The organism is Pseudomonas sp. JL3 (genome assembly GCF_031570575.1).
Taxonomy (GTDB): domain Bacteria; phylum Pseudomonadota; class Gammaproteobacteria; order Pseudomonadales; family Pseudomonadaceae; genus Aquipseudomonas; species Aquipseudomonas cucumis.
The window spans coordinates 1-697 of sequence record NZ_JAKWJK010000070.1 but is presented as its reverse complement, the minus strand read 5'-3'; the positions used below and the strand labels follow the sequence as shown (position 1 = coordinate 697).

The following is a 697-nucleotide window of genomic DNA, read 5'->3' as shown; positions in this document are numbered from 1 at the left end:
TCCGCCGATTTGCCGTCGACTTCCAGCTTCTCGTAATTACCGCCCGTTGCGCCGTCAATCTTGACGCTCAGGGAGCTGCCGCCCGCCAGGGGGCTGTTTGGCGCGACAAAGTTCACGCTGCCGGTGGTTTCGCCGACCGGGATAGTGATGCTCTGGCCGTTGGACAGAGTGACGATCACTGGCGCACCGGTGACGGGTGCGCTGACCGTCGCGGTGTAGACCACGGTTTCGCCTTCGGCGACATTCGCGGTGGCTGTCAGCGAAACGGTGCTGGTATCGATGGTGTCATTGACGGTGGTCACCGCCGGGGTGTCGCTGGTCACCAGGTTCTCGAAACCGCCACCAGTCGCATCTTTGATCGTTGCTTCGACGGTGCCGGCATCTTTGTAGACGTCGTCCTTTGGTGCGTCGACGGTCACAGAGCCGGTAGTTTTANGACGGTGGTCACCGCCGGGGTGTCGCTGGTCACCAGGTTCTCGAAACCGCCACCAGTCGCATCTTTGATCGTTGCTTCGACGGTGCCGGCATCTTTGTAGACGTCGTCCTTTGGTGCGTCGACGGTCACAGAGCCGGTAGTTTTACCGGCATCGATGGTGATCACGGCGCCGTTCGACAGGGTCACGGTGACCGGCGTGCCGGCCGCATTGGTCAGGGTCGCCGTGTAGGTGATCTGGCCGCCTTCATCCACGGTGCCGGT

At 62.1% G+C, this 697-nt stretch carries 2 protein-coding genes; both read right to left on the bottom strand.

The window, feature by feature from the left end; all coding sequences use genetic code 11:
• A partial coding sequence (locus MMG91_RS28825; RefSeq protein ID WP_310661455.1) for an immunoglobulin-like domain-containing protein occupies positions 1-419 on the bottom strand: 419 nt, incomplete at its 3' end.
• Positions 416-697: immunoglobulin-like domain-containing protein (locus tag MMG91_RS28820; RefSeq protein WP_310661454.1), on the bottom strand; the 282-nt coding region annotated here is incomplete at its 5' end. The genes MMG91_RS28825 and MMG91_RS28820, both read right to left, overlap by 4 nt.